Raw genomic sequence first — 14,305 nt, 5'->3', positions numbered from 1 at the left:
AATGAAAGCAACTGCAAAATACGGATGGCATCTATCAAACCTGGTAGCATTTATCAGACTGAATATTTTCGTCAAAATTGAATTACAAAATTGGCTGGACAGACCGTTTGAAGATCATGACAAACCCCCAAAATATAACCCACAGGGGATTCTTTTTCCAGATTATAAATAAATCACTTCACAATTGCCTCTAACCTAATATTCTTAAAGAAGAAAAAATTATTTAGGACAGCATTGAGTTGAAGTTTAATATCTGTATTTAAAAAAAACACCAAATTCCCTGTTGATTTTTTTAACCCAATATTACAGGATTTGGAGAATCCTAGATTTTTTTCATTATGAAATACCTTGATGTCTGGGTAAGTATTTTTGAGAAACGGTACTGAGTCATCCCACGAACAATCATCGACAACAATGAGCTCATAGGTTTGTTTGCTATGAATCAGTGCTTTAATTGTAAAAGGAAGAAACCTTTCCAGAAGGTTTTTTCCATTGTAATTTGGGATGACCACTGAGAGTTGGTGGTTCATAACATTGGTTGGCTTAGTTCTAATAGTTGGGACGATAAAAGCAATAACAATGCTACAAGTCGGAAAAAATATTAATATTATTGTAATTAATATATTGATAGATAGGTGTTTATATGTATGTTTTTCTTCATTTATATATTTAAGCTGTTATTTGAGTTTTTAATTAAAAGAAATTGGTTGGATGAAACTGATGATAGAAAGGATCAAAAGAATGTTGAAAAAATTGGAGCCAATCAAAAAGCCTATGGCTATATCACTGTTTTTTTTGAAGGCTTCTAGCAAAGAGGTCACCAGTTCTGAAAGTGAGGTTTCAGCGGTAATGATAGTCAATCCGATAATCTTTTCGCTGACTCCTTTTCAAATTCTAAATTTAATTTGTTTTCTGCCTATTAGAATTATTTGGTGTTAATGTCAAAATACATATAATCAGTGATTTATGATTTAGTATAGTAGCGAATTAGACAATATTTAATTTTCTTTATACAATAATTAACAAAGTTGTTTTCAATTCTTGCGTTATTTGAGGACAATGAACATTAAACCCATAATCTCTTTCTTATTTTATATCCTTTTTGTGCAATTCACCCACGCACAGGATGAAAGCTTTATTATCAATAGTTTAACGATCGAAAATGGATTGTCAAACAACCATGTGACTTCTGTATTGGAAGATTCGAAAGGATTTATTTGGATAGCCACCTACGATGGACTGAATAAATGGAACGGATATAGCTTTGAAACTTTTAAAAAAGAAAGTAATAATCCAAACTCCCTTTCAGGCAATTTCCTTTTAAATCTCGCAGAGGATAAAAATGGCAATATATGGATAGGAACGAACAATGCTGGTTTGGTAAGGTATAATGTTTCTGATGAGAAATTTTACAGATATTTTACCGATCCTTCAGATGAAAGTTCAATCCCGGGAAATATAATCAGAAGTATCAAAATAGATAACAACGATAATGTTTGGGTAGGTACAAATTATGGATTGGCAAAATTCCAACCTCAAAGTGATGATTTCAAGCGGTATCAATTCCCAACAGGAATGGCTTCGGAATTGATTTTGGATACAAGGAGAATTATTCAATCAGGGAAAGATGAAATCATTGTCCAAAATAGCTTAGGACTATTTACAATTAATATTCAAAATGATTTAATTCAGAAATTCAATCTTGTAATTGAAGGGTTTGACGGGATTTCCTTCAAAAATAATGAACCATTTTTCTTTGATAGTTTCAGTAATTTTTGGATAGGAAGCAGTATAGGTTTAATCAAAAAGGATTCCTTAGGCAAAATTGAAGTGTTCAGAAATTCACTCAATGAACCAAAAGGGATTAGCAGTGTAAATGTTTCATACATTTATGAGGATAGCAAACGTAACTTATGGGTTGGAACAAGCAATAAGGGTGTCAACCTTTTTGATCGTATAAATAATAGTTTTAGTGTTTTTCAAGAGAAAACCATCGAATCCAACAGTATCAGCAATAATATTATTACACATATTGTTGAAGACTCCCAAGCTAATTTATGGGTATCAACCCAAGAAGGTGGCTTAAATGTTTTAAATAAAAACTCTAGCCCTTTTTCATTTTTTTCCCATAATCATTTGGACAAAAACACTTTAAGCAGCAATAAAGTAGGTTCTATTTTTCAAGATGAGTCGGGGGAAATTTGGATTGGGACAAAAGACGGAGGGTTGAACCAATTCAATAAATCAACAGGTGAGTTCAAAAGGAATTTCATCAAAACACCATTCGTTTCTTCCAGCATTTTGGGGCTGGAAAGTGCAGATAAAAACAGTCTTTTTGCCACTGGTTGGGACTTGGGTCTGTTCAAATACAACATTAAAACAGGAGCGTCTACCAATTTAATGCAAAAGGCTAAGATATCAGGTAAATCCCTGTCTCCCAATATTAAAGGTATCACCAAAGACTCCAAAGGGAATGTGTGGCTAGCTTCGCATGAAAAGCGAGGTATAACTGTTTATGACTCTAATACGGGCATGTTTTACAACTCAGAAACCCCAGGCCCATTTGACCCTATTTTATTGGGGATTGAATACGCAGTTTCTTTTTTGGAGGATAGCAAGAAAAGGCTTTGGATCGTTTCATATGCAGGAATATATGTCTATGATTCGAAATTGCATGCGTTCAAAAATATTGAGGGAGACCTTTCTTCCTTGAGTTCCAATTATTGTTTTGACATCCTTGAAGATTCAAAGGGTAATATTTGGGTAGGAAGTTCTGCCGGGCTTGATCAAATAATCCAGGAAGGAAATAGTATGAAGTCAATAAGGTGGAATGATAAACTGGATTTACCCATAAACATAAAAAGTATCCTTGAAGATGATAATGGTTTGATATGGCTGAGTTCAAATCAAGGATTGACAAAATTTGACCCAGAAACACAGCAGATTAAACACTACAGAATCAATAAAGAAATCCCCAATCAAGAATTTTACGAGCGCTCTAGGATGAAATCTGTTTCTGGCGAACTTTATTTTGGGGGAATCAATGGATTTTTACATTTTCATCCCGATAGTTTATTTGACAATGATCCGGAACCAAGATTATATCTGGTGGATTTTCAACTTTTCAATAAGTCACAAAAAGTAAATCAAGAAAAGTCTCCATTGAAAAAGACGATTACAGAAACTGACTTTATCGAATTGAGTTATGATCAATCTGTCTTGACGTTTGAATTCGCGGGGCTAAATTTTAAACCATTTCAAAGGCTTGAATATGCCTACAAAATGGAAGGGTTTGATGATCAATGGTATTTTGTAGGAGAGAAGAGATTTGCAACCTACACAAATCTTCCTTCTGGAAAATATAATTTCCGTGTTCAGTTAGCGGAAGGGAACAAATTGCTTGAAGCAGAGACTTCTGTGAAGTTATTGATTCATCCTCCTTTTTGGAAAACTCCAATTGCTTATGCATTTTATCTTTTCCTTATAATTGCCATATTCTATTTCTTCAGAAAGAGTATTTTGTACAGGGAACAGCTAAGAAATGAGTTGAAATTGGAGAAAATCCAAATAAAAAATGTAACTGAAACAAATTTGATGAAATTGAGATTTTTCACAAATGTTTCGCATGAATTCAGGACTCCGCTGACATTGATCAAAGCACCAATCGAAAAATTACAATCCAATGGGGATTTGGGTGAAGAAGAAAAGAAATATCATTTTGATTTGATTCAAAGAAATGCAGAAAAGCTACTCAAACTGGTAGACCAATTGATGGATTACAGGAAAATGGAAGCTGGTAGTTTGGTGCTTGAGACTTCCCAAGGTGACATTGTAGAGTTTACCCATAAAGTATGGTCTATTTTTGAGGTTTTGGCGGCAAAGAGTAATATATCCTATACTTTTGACGCAAAAATCGAAAAACAAATTATGTGTTTCGATGCAGATAAACTTGATAAAATCATCAGCAATCTGCTGTCAAATGCTTTCAAAAACACTAGAGAAAATGGAAGCATAGCGCTAACTGTCGAAAAAATTGAAGAATTAGAAAATGAAGAGCCGTGCATTTTAATCTCAGTGAAAGATGATGGAGTAGGTATTCGCAAAAAAGATTTAAAAAGAATTTTCGAAAGATTTTACAGTGCACAGCGCAATGAAAACGATGTGACAAAAGGAACCGGGATCGGATTGGCGCTATCCCAAGAGTTGGCAGAATTACACCATGGCAATATATCTGTGATTTCAAAAAAAGGACAAGGAGCAATATTCTCTTTGACGCTTCCTGTAAAAAATCAAATGATGCCTATCATCGAAACTCCCAAACCGGAAGCTTCACTAGTTACAAAAAACAATACAATTGAAAGAACTATTGATTATAGCTTGATTGGAGAAAAGGAACCTTCATTGCCCCGAGTTTTGGTTTTGGAGGATGATGAAGAGTTGGCAACTTTTATATACAATGAACTTGCTGAAAAATTTGAGGTGATTTTGGCCAAAAATGGAGTCGAAGGACTGGAAAAAGCTGTCATGGACATTCCACAGATAATCATAAGTGATATTACTATGCCTGAGATGGATGGGTTGGAGTTTTGCAAAAAAATCAAAGCAGACGAACTCACCAGTCATATACCAGTGATTCTTTTGACTGCCAGATATTCCCAAGATGTACAGCTGGAAGGTTTGGAATCAGGTGCTGATGATTATATCGTAAAACCATTTAATGTAGAAGTACTAAAATTGAGAATCGCCAACCTACTATCCTCAAGAAAGGAATTAGCCAAAAAGTTTAGGGATAGCAGCAGTTTCATATTTGGTTCTGATAAAATCGAGGATAGTGATAGCAAACTGATTCACGCAATCATAAACATTGTACTTGAGAATATTGAAGAAGAGAAGATCAATGCTGATTTTATTGCTGAAAGGGTGAATATGAGTAGGTCTCTGGTATATCTAAAAATAGAGGCCCTCACAAGCCAATCTGTAAATGAATTTGTGAGAAATATCAGACTGAAAAAATCCATGCAACTATTAAAAGAAAGTTCCAAAAATATCACAGAAATAGCTTATGCCGTCGGTTTTAGTAGTCAGTCATATTTTTCAAGATCATTTGTAAAGCAATTTGGGGTTACACCAAAAGAGTTTCAGCAGAAAGGGAAAATCTAAAATATCAATATAAAATTCCCTTGGGTATGATTATTTCTGAAACAGCTTTTCTAATCCCAATTTCAATAATAGTTCATGGATTTTGAATCCTAATGAACAGCTTTTGTATGGCTTTGGTCTAGAATTGTGTTTCAGATCAAAACAAAATATATGAAAAGCCAAAAGCATAGCCATATTCTGATAATGATGATTTTTTTTATGTCATCAGGACATGTTTTTTCTCAAACAATCAGAAAACATCTCATCGGGAATAACCTATGTTTGCCGTTAAGGATGGATGGAAGTAGGATAGACGATCTTTGGACTGAAATAGGAAAACCTGGCTTTCAATTGATTAGAATTGGTGGAAATGGAGCTCAAAATCCGAAGCCATATACGAATGAAAGAATAGCTGATATGATTAGGCAAATCCGAAATCAGGGTGCTGATGAAATTGTTCAAGTGCCTTATTCCCATTCGGCAGATTAAGCTTTGGCTATGATCAAGTATTTAAATGAAGTATAACTACTCTCAAGCTGATGCTGAAAATTTTACTGGGCCATCTATTACTCAATTTTCCAATTTAACACAATAATGAATGAATTTTGAATAATAATGAATCATAATCCTTGCTTGTAATTATAAAATTGTACTCAGTAATAATTAACAATCAAAACCTAAAATCATGATTACAATTACAAAAATCACAAGGAAACTCAGATTAGCAATGATAGCTATTCTGGTTTTGGGATTGAACGGCTGTGTTGATGATGGAGACGAACTTGTCCTTTCCGAACCAGGAGAATTGGTAGCAAGCGCCAGTACAAACAGCATCATGGCGGGAGAGTCAATTACCTTTGTCGACCAATCAACAAAAGTGCATACCAGAAGATGGAATTTCCAAGGAGGCACACCCGCAGTGTCAGAGGACTCTGAAGTTCAGGTGCTATTTGAAAAAGGAGGCTCGTACGTCGCTACACTTGAAATCACCTACATTGATAATATTAGTGAAACACAGAGCTTTAATATTGAAGTTGAAGGCTTACCAGAGCCAGAGGTTCAGCGATTAGGTTTTTATACAGAAAATCAAAGTATTTCTGACTTAGTACCTGTGAATATTCAGAGAAACAATCAGTTTACAGTTACAGAGTTAGCGCAAAATGCATTTGAAGGAACGAAGGCAATGTCTTTTACAATTGACGGTTCCTCGGATTGGGCTATGGCATCAATTACCCCACAATCAGGAACAGTAGATATCAGTGAATATGCTGATGGTTTCTACAACCTAGCACTCAAATCCACCAGTAATGGAGTTATCTTGATCAGACTTCAAAGTGCAGGGCAAAATGCAATCCTGAAATTTACAGCTTCTGGTGAAGAGTATGGATTCAAGAGAGATGGAGATTGGCATAAGATTTCAATTCCATTGGCAGACTTCAAAGCTGTAAATAACAGTTTGAATCTTAGCGCAATAAATAATCTTTTGGTATTCAGAAGTGAGGGAGATGTAAGGTCAGCAAACAATTATGACTTTTTTCTCGATGACTTTTACGTGTCAAAATGAAGAATCAATAATTAGTTGAATATTGGATCTAACCCATATCCAATGTTCATTTCAATCAATAACCAAATAAATAACCAATCAAATGAATTCAAAATTACTCCTACTTATCTGTGGGTTTATGCTCTTGTTTCATCAAGGGTATGCCCAGCAGAGTACAATTACCGGAAAAGTAATAGATCCAGATGATGGATTAGGAATCCCTGGAGTTAATATACTTGTGGAAGGAACTACTATAGGTACGGTTACCGATGTAGATGGAAACTTCAACGTGAGGGCAAATACAAATGATGTGTTGGTGTTTTCATTCGTTGGATATACAACCCAAAAAATAGAAGTAGCTGGAAGATCGATCATCAACATAGAAATGCTTGCTGACCTACAATCGCTATCAGAAGTGATTGTAGTAGGTTACGGAACACAAAAACGCAGTGATATAACTGGGGCAGTAGCCTCATATAAAGCAGAACAGCTGGAAACGATGCCAACAGTTTCTTTGGGACAAGCACTGCAAGGTAGGGTAGCTGGACTTGCAGTAACAAACAACGGATCAGGTGTGGAAGGTGACAATGTCGGACTTCAGATTAGGGGAAGAAATTCACTCGCTGCCAGTAGTGAGCCTTTTATTATTTTGGATGGGATTCCTTATAATGGAAGATTGTCTGAAATCAACCCAATGGATATTGCGTCTTTGGAAGTGCTCAAAGATGCTTCATCAGCAGCTATTTATGGAGCAAGAGCAGCAAATGGCGTAATTCTGATTACCACAAAGAGAGGGACAATCGGGAAAGCAAAAATTTCCTATGATACTTATTTTGGAATAGATCAGATTTCAAATATCCCTGATTTGATGGATGGAAATTCATTTTACAACACCAAAGTGGACCGCTATGGGCTGGGATCTATTTCACAATCTGAGCAGATAGCTTTTGAAAATGGTGTTAATACAGATTGGTTGGAACTTGCTACTAGAATGGGAACTAGACAGCAACACAATCTTTCTCTGTCTGGAGGGACAGAAGATACAAAATACTTTATATCAGGAAATTATTTAGATGCCAAAGGTGTCGCAAAGAATGATGATTTGGTGCGGACCACTTTGAGACTGAATGTAGACACCAAAATCACTCCTTGGTTGACATTAGGCACAAGTAATCAACTCCTCAATACAGATAAAAGTGCCAATGCAGCAAATTTTGGGTCTGCATTCACGATGAATCCTTTGACCACCCCATTTCAGGAAGATGGGGAAACATTGACAATCTTCCCTTGGCCTGAAGATTCATTTTTTTCCAATCCTTTGGAACCTTTCAATGTCTTGAATGAAGATAAAACAAGAAGAATCATCACTCAAAATTACTTGCAGATCGACATTCCATTTGTTGAAGGTTTGAAATTTAGGGTAAATACGGGATATGATTATAGATATAGAGCAATCGACACTTATTCTGGAAGAAACACAAGGTCTGGACTTCAACAGGGAGGTGTAGCTACTACCAACAACTGGCAGGAAGAAGATTGGATTGTGGAAAATATTTTGACATATGACAAGACATTTGGAAAACACACAGTCGGTTTTACGGGACTTTACAGTGCTCAGGAAAGATGGAGTAAAAACCACAACTTGACAGCAAGTGGATTCCCAAGTGATATTATGACCAATTACCAAAACAACTTGGCTACTGTTTGGAATCCAAGCGATAGCTATACCCAGTGGAATTATCTTTCACAAATGGCTAGGGTAAACTATGGTTATGACAGTAAATATCTTTTGACTTTGACAGCAAGAAGAGATGGCTATTCAGGCTTTGGTGATGCCACCAAGTTTGGGATATTCCCATCGGTAGCGGTTGGTTGGAATTTGGATAGAGAGTCCTTTTTGGAAAACATACCCCAGATCACAGCAATGAAATTAAGGGCCTCTTATGGAGAGAATGGTAATCAGGCAATTGCCCCATATTCTACTTTGCCTGGACTGAGTGTCCAGAATTACTTAGATGACCTGAGAGGAACTGCTTTTGGTTTCTACCCATCAGGGATCGGTGATCCAAGTTTGGGTTGGGAAACGTCAAAATCCGCAAATTTCGGTGTAGACTTTGGATTGTTTGAAAACAGGATCCAAGGTTCTGTGGATTACTTTATGACTACTACTGTTGACCTACTGCTAAATCGAAATATTTCCCAAGTAAATGGCACAGGTGTAATTAGACAAAATATTGGGTCAACTCGAAATAGAGGATTAGATCTTCAGATATCCTCAATCAACATCGACAAAAGAGACTGGAAATGGACTACTGATTTGACTTTTTCATTCTTCAGAAATGAGATTGTAGATGTTGGCTTAAGGGATGAAAATGGAAACCCCGCAGATGATCTGGCCAATAGATGGTTTATCGGTGAGCCTTTGAATGTCAATTTCAGCTATTTGTTTGACGGGATTTGGCAGGTGGGTGACGACATCGTGAATTCTGCCCAACCTACAGCGAGACCTGGAGACATTCGTGTTCGGGATGTAAATGGTGACGGAACCATCAATGCAGATGATCGAACTTTCATTGGCAATGCCATTCCTGATTTTATTGCAGGTCTAAACAATACAGTTTCGTACAAGAATCTATCTCTACAATTTTTCATCAGTACTGTACAGGGTTTGACAAAGGGCAATGAGCTGATGAATCCATTCTTTGACGGAAGAGCCAGGACATTGAATAGAGATTGGTGGACAGCGGAGAGCCCTAACAATGTTTGGCCTGCCAACAGAGACGATTCAAATGCTTTTCAAGTCCAATATTTCGGAAGGTCAAACAATGCAAGTTTTGTGAGGCTGAATGATGTGACCTTGAGCTACAGGCTTAACGCACCAATGTTGTCAAAATGGAAATTGGGAAGGGCAGAAGTGTATATAAATGCAAAGAATCTGGTGACAATCACAGACTGGGAAGGCACAGATCCTGAATTGGGAAGCCAACGGTCAATTCCTTTTGTTAAATCATATATAGCAGGTTTTAGAGTACAGTTTTAATTGATTCAATATGAAAAAGATACTATATACAATCATAATACTGATCCTTGGAGCGAATTCAGGATGTGTAGAAGAAGATTTTTTGAAGGAAAACCCAAGAGATAACCTTTATGCTGACAATCTATTTGGAACTTTCCAAGGTTTTAGATTGGCGACAAATGCGCTTTTGGATTTTGTGAGAGACGAGAGGGAAGATAAGATCCAGTCTGCGGAACTTGGTTTTGTCTGGAAAATAGGTGTAGATAATGGCTGGGCAAACACAGAGCTTTCTTGGTCCCGTGGCTTGAATCAATACAACATTGAGTTGAACCCAGAAATGCAATTGATGAATGGAGATACATTTGGGAATCCAGGGATTTTCTTATTGATGTACAGGGCTATCAACTCAGCCAACATGATCATTGCAAGAGCCGAAAATCCTGATGTTGATTGGCAGGCTACATCTCCTGAAATGGAATTGGAAAACAAGCAACTCATTTTGGGTCATGCCCATCTTATCAGGGCTTGGGCTTACAGACATTTAGTTTATAGCTTCGGTGATGTTCCAATTACAACAGAGGAAATTAACGGGCTGAACTACAAAAATGATTGGGAAAGAAGGCCTGTCAGAGAAATCCAGGAATTGATCGTGTCCGATTTGCTTTTGGCTGAATCCTATCTGCCGGAAGTTTCAAATAGTGCGCTTGAGCTTTCTGGAGCAATCGCATCACATTATTTGGCAGAGATTTACCTATGGATGGATATGCCGGAGCAAGCAAGAGAAAAAGCCTCAAGGGTTGTGAATGGAGGCAATTTCGCTTTGACTACCCAGCGGTTTGGTGTTCGTGCAAATCAACCAGGAGTTCCATTTATGGATCAGTTTTATGATGGTAACATCACTAGGGCAGAGGGGAATAGAGAAGCACTTTGGATATTCCCGAATTCGGATGTTTTGGAGCTTCCTGGTGCAAGTTCCAATTCAATGAGAAGATCTTGGGTGATCAATTATAATGGATATGCACCTTATACACCAGAGAATGGAGGTCGAGGGATTGGGAGGTTGGCTATTTCGGCTTGGGCTTTTAGCATCTATGAGCCACAAGACCATAGGTTTAGTGAGTTTGCTGTTCGTAAATATTACATTGGCTTCAATGGTGATACGATAAGAACGCAGATGGATAATAGCCAAATGAATGTGAACAATGCCAGATGGGCCAGCACAAGAAAATGGGACTGGACGTATGATGATCCCAATCTTTGGAATGCAAATTTTGCCTTTGCTGACCAAGTTTATTTGAGAGTCGCAGAGACATATCTATTGTTGGCTGAGGCTGAAATGAAGTTGGGAAACAACGCTGAAGCTGCCGAATTGATCAATCAAATCAGAAGAAGATCCAACGCCTCGGAAATTTCTCCAGCACAAGTTAACATTGATTTTATCCTTGATGAAAGGTCTAGGGAATTGGTGACTGAAGAACATCGAAGACATACCATGGTTAGAACCGGAAAACTCCTAGAGAGAAATCGTGCTCTCAATAAGTTCGCCGCCAATATCCAAGACTTTCAAGTATTACTGCCAATTCCCCAAAGGGTGATTGATGCAAATACTGATAGAGTTATGCCTCAAAATCCAGGCTATTAATCAATAAGCACCCAGAAGTTAAGTTATTGATTTTTGGGTGTTTAGCGCAACTACCCAAAATGATTAAAAATAAGATAAAATGAAAAACAACATAATAAGAATATCGTTGGCATTGCTTCTTACTGCAGGAATGCTTGCATGCGCAGATTCAGATGGAGACCCAATTGTTGAAGAGCCCGAGGAGACAGCAGAGCCTTCATTGGACAATATTAGACTCAAAGCAAAATTTGGTATTGGTGCTGCTGTTACCAACTCAGAACTCAATGGGCAATATGCAAATACTTTGAGAACCCATTTTTCCCAAATCACCGGCGAATATGAAATGAAAATGGCTCATATATGGAAAGGTGAAAACAATTATGATTGGACGGCAGCTGATGGGATGGTGAATTTTGCCGCAACCAATAATATGGATGTACATGGACATACCTTGGTTTGGTATAATTCTTTTCCCAACTGGTTTAGAAATGCGAATTATGATTCGGCCACTTTTGAAACAAAAATCAAAACCTATATAGAGACGGTCGTAGGAAGATACAAAGGCAAGGTGATCAGCTGGGATGTAGCCAATGAAATTTTCAATGATGATGGCACATTGCGGAGAGATGGATGTCCTGTGTTTAGAACCTTCAATGATCCAATTGCTTTTTATGGGAGATGTTTTGAATATGCTCAAGCAGCGGATCCAGATGCAAAACTATTTTACAACGACTATAATGTAGTCTTGGCAGCAGGCAAGCGAGGAGCAATGCGGCAAATGGTCAATAGATTCAGGGCAGATGGCTATCCTATCGATGGATTGGGAGATCAGTTTCATTACATGGCCTCTACAAATAGAACCACCATTAGAAATGGACTGACTGATCTTGCAAGTACAGGATTGCAAATTCATATGTCAGAACTCGACATCAGAATCAATGTCAACAAGGATGACAATTTTGTATATCTACCTTCCGAGCAGGCAAAACATGCAGAAGCATACAAAGATTTCGTGACCTTTTTCGAAGCTATTCCTCAAAGCCAAAAATTCGCAATCACAACTTGGGGGGTGTCAGACAAAAGAACATGGCTGACTTCATGGTGGCACCCAAAGGAATACCCTTTGCTATTTGATGAGAATTTTCAAAAGAAAAAAACTTATGAAGGCTTTTTGGAAGGCTTACAATAGCAAACAACTCAAACCTGTTAAACTTATTTATAAACTTTCTCAGATATTAATTTACTGATGTCTGATTTTAATGGAATACAAATGATGCAATTAAAATATATATGCACTCTAATAATCTTTATCGGTGTCCAATCCATACTGTACGCACAAGACCCAAATGGCTTTTATGAAGTGAAAGCAAGAAAGAATGCAGAAGACCCCAACTGGGAAACATATCAGGCTAAAACAGTTGATATGATGACAGTGATGGAGGATAAAAGAAAATCACCTAAAGAGAGCAATTACGGGGGATGGAAAATAAATCAATCAAATGCAACTGGATTCTTCAGAACTGAGAAAATCAAGGATAGGTGGTGGATCATAGATCCTGATGGATATCCATTTATCCATAAAGGCGTGGCTGTAGTCCGTCCTGGGAAGTCGGAAAAACAACAGGTCTCCATGAATGAAAAATACGGAAATATACAAAATTGGGCAATCAAAGAAACAGAACTCCTGAAAGAAAATGGATTCAATGGTACTGGAGCTTGGTCTGATGTAGATAGATTGAGAGAAGTGGAAAACCCCTTGGTATATACTGTGATTGTGAACCCTATGGGCAGTTATAAATCAGAGCATATCAAAAGGTATGGTGGAGAATATTTGCAGACAGGTTGGCAAGGATTTAGGTTTGATTTGGCAATGGTTTTTGATCCGGAATTTGACGAGTATATTGAGAAAGCAATAGCGCCAATCCAAAAATATGCGAATGATAAACATCTGCTAGGATACTATACTGACAATGAACTGCCTTGGAAAAACGATGCATTAGACCGGCACCTGACATATCTGGCAAAAGATGAACCAGGTTATCTAGCTGCTAAAAAATGGTTAGATGAAAGAAAAGGTAAAGATTCAGATCTAGATGATGTCAATGATGACGATAGGTTGGCGTTTACGGCTTTTTATTTTGAAACATACATTTCTAAAGTGAGTGCAGCAATAAAAAAATATGATCCTAATCATATGTTTTTAGGATGTCGATTCAATCAAGAAAAAGAAGAATTGCAAAACCCTGCGATTTTTGAAGTGGCTGGAAAATATATAGATATACTTTCTGTCAACCACTATCGAAAGTGGGAGCCAGATTTGGAGATTTTGGCTAACTGGGAAAAATGGTCAGGTAAACCTTTTATCATAACAGAGTGGTATGTAAAAGGGGAAGATTCAGGTTTGCCAAATAGAACCGGGGCAGGCTGGAATGTTCCTACTCAAAAAGACAGGGGGATTTTTTACCATAATTTCGCAATGAAATTACTGGAAAGTAAAGTATGTGTTGGCTGGCATTGGTTTACATATCAAGATAATGATCCTCTTGACCTGACCACTGATTATTCAAACAGGGACTCCAACAAAGGCATCGTAGATAGCGAATTTAATGTTTATGAACCATTGATGGATTTGATGAAAGATTTCAATGAGAAGGTTTTCGATATTATATTGGTTTTTGACAAATAAAAATTTACGTGGAATTATGTGATGCTTTTAAAAATTTAAAATGAGATCACTTTATGTAATCTTCAACCATTGACCTTCAATACTTGCGGTTAGGTTTGATATAGCATTTATTGTGATGTAGTTTCAATGACAACAAATGGACTTTTGGCAAACTAAATGCAAAGGAAGATTATATGGAAATTGCTTCAGTTCGTATTCATAGAATAGTTGTAACCGCATTTCATGGAGAACCACCAACAAAAAACATGTAATCGATCATATAGACACCAACAAAAAGAATAAGAGAACTGAAAATAA

The 14,305-nt window shown here is 37.1% G+C and carries 8 protein-coding genes and 1 pseudogene; 7 read left to right on the top strand and 2 right to left on the bottom strand.

The annotated features are described in order from the left end of the window. Positions 1-173: 173 nt before the first annotated feature. Both MM236_RS19000 and MM236_RS18995 read right to left on the bottom strand, forming a co-directional pair. The gene (locus MM236_RS19000; protein WP_241276583.1) at positions 174-530 is read right to left on the bottom strand and encodes a glycosyltransferase family 2 protein; all 357 of its coding nucleotides are present in this window, start codon (positions 528-530) and stop codon (positions 174-176) included. A gap of 159 nt (positions 531-689) precedes the next feature. Next, a pseudogene (locus MM236_RS18995) lies at positions 690-872 on the bottom strand (calcium:cation antiporter family protein); the annotation flags it as partial. Between the two features lie 187 nt (positions 873-1,059). Here MM236_RS18995 and MM236_RS18990 point away from each other — a divergent pair. The 7 genes from MM236_RS18990 to MM236_RS18960 all read left to right on the top strand — a co-directional run bounded on the left by MM236_RS18990 (position 1,060) and on the right by MM236_RS18960 (position 14,008). Next, positions 1,060-5,160, top strand: a complete 4,101-nt coding sequence (locus MM236_RS18990; RefSeq protein WP_241276581.1) for a hybrid sensor histidine kinase/response regulator transcription factor — start codon at positions 1,060-1,062, stop codon at positions 5,158-5,160. Positions 5,161-5,310: 150 nt separating this feature from the next. Next, entirely contained in the window at positions 5,311-5,628 is a 318-nt protein-coding gene (locus MM236_RS18985; RefSeq protein ID WP_241276580.1) for a hypothetical protein, read from the top strand. Between the two features lie 196 nt (positions 5,629-5,824). Further along, the gene (locus MM236_RS18980) at positions 5,825-6,703 is read left to right on the top strand and encodes a PKD domain-containing protein (RefSeq protein WP_241276579.1); all 879 of its coding nucleotides are present in this window, start codon (positions 5,825-5,827) and stop codon (positions 6,701-6,703) included. Positions 6,704-6,785: 82 nt separating this feature from the next. Beyond that, positions 6,786-9,722 carry a SusC/RagA family TonB-linked outer membrane protein gene (locus MM236_RS18975; RefSeq protein WP_241276578.1) on the top strand — a complete coding sequence of 979 codons (2,937 nt, stop codon included), beginning with the start codon at positions 6,786-6,788 and terminating at the stop codon, positions 9,720-9,722. Between the two features lie 10 nt (positions 9,723-9,732). After that, positions 9,733-11,343, top strand: a complete 1,611-nt coding sequence (locus MM236_RS18970; RefSeq protein WP_241276577.1) for a RagB/SusD family nutrient uptake outer membrane protein — start codon at positions 9,733-9,735, stop codon at positions 11,341-11,343. A gap of 79 nt (positions 11,344-11,422) precedes the next feature. Beyond that, entirely contained in the window at positions 11,423-12,511 is a 1,089-nt protein-coding gene (locus MM236_RS18965) for an endo-1,4-beta-xylanase (protein ID WP_241276576.1), read from the top strand. 81 nt (positions 12,512-12,592) lie between these two features. Further along, positions 12,593-14,008 carry a hypothetical protein gene (locus MM236_RS18960; protein ID WP_241276575.1) on the top strand — a complete coding sequence of 472 codons (1,416 nt, stop codon included), beginning with the start codon at positions 12,593-12,595 and terminating at the stop codon, positions 14,006-14,008. Positions 14,009-14,305 lie beyond the last annotated feature (297 nt).

This window comes from Belliella calami (genome assembly GCF_022549695.1).
Lineage (GTDB): Bacteria > Bacteroidota > Bacteroidia > Cytophagales > Cyclobacteriaceae > Belliella > Belliella calami.
Note: the sequence above shows the minus strand (reverse complement) of the source record. Positions and strands in the feature narration are given on the sequence as shown.

Coding starts and splice junctions, on each gene's coding strand:
- MM236_RS18965 (WP_241276576.1), top strand. CDS start 11,423: ATGAAAAACAACATAATAAGAATATCGTTGGCATTGCTTCTTACTGCA.
- MM236_RS18970 (WP_241276577.1), top strand. CDS start 9,733: ATGAAAAAGATACTATATACAATCATAATACTGATCCTTGGAGCGAAT.
- MM236_RS18960 (WP_241276575.1), top strand. CDS start 12,593: ATGATGCAATTAAAATATATATGCACTCTAATAATCTTTATCGGTGTC.
- MM236_RS18985 (WP_241276580.1), top strand. CDS start 5,311: ATGAAAAGCCAAAAGCATAGCCATATTCTGATAATGATGATTTTTTTT.
- MM236_RS19000 (WP_241276583.1), bottom strand. CDS start 530: ATGAACCACCAACTCTCAGTGGTCATCCCAAATTACAATGGAAAAAAC.
- MM236_RS18975 (WP_241276578.1), top strand. CDS start 6,786: ATGAATTCAAAATTACTCCTACTTATCTGTGGGTTTATGCTCTTGTTT.
- MM236_RS18990 (WP_241276581.1), top strand. CDS start 1,060: ATGAACATTAAACCCATAATCTCTTTCTTATTTTATATCCTTTTTGTG.
- MM236_RS18980 (WP_241276579.1), top strand. CDS start 5,825: ATGATTACAATTACAAAAATCACAAGGAAACTCAGATTAGCAATGATA.